Origin of the sequence: Pantoea dispersa (genome assembly GCF_035783935.1) — a bacterium.
In the GTDB taxonomy this organism is placed as follows: Bacteria; Pseudomonadota; Gammaproteobacteria; order Enterobacterales; family Enterobacteriaceae; genus Pantoea; species Pantoea dispersa_C.
The window spans coordinates 1-207 of sequence record NZ_JALKOV010000068.1; the positions used below are offsets into that span (position 1 = coordinate 1).

Below are 207 nucleotides of genomic sequence, written 5' to 3' on the forward strand. Positions count from 1 at the left end.
TGAATCAGCTTGTGCATCAGTGGAAGCGTCTGGAAAGTCGCGCGATACCGGGTGACAGCCCCGTACACGAAGATGCATGAGTTGTGAGTCCGACGAGTAGGGCGGGACACGTGGTATCCTGTCTGAACATGGGGGGACCATCCTCCAAGGCTAAATACTCCTGACTGACCGATAGTGAACCAGTACCGTGAGGGAAAGGCGAAAAGA

Annotated in this window: 1 rRNA gene; it reads left to right on the plus strand. The window is 54.6% G+C overall.

Annotated elements, in window-relative coordinates:
* A 23S ribosomal RNA gene (locus tag MXF20_RS23515) occupies positions 1-207 on the plus strand; the annotation flags it as partial.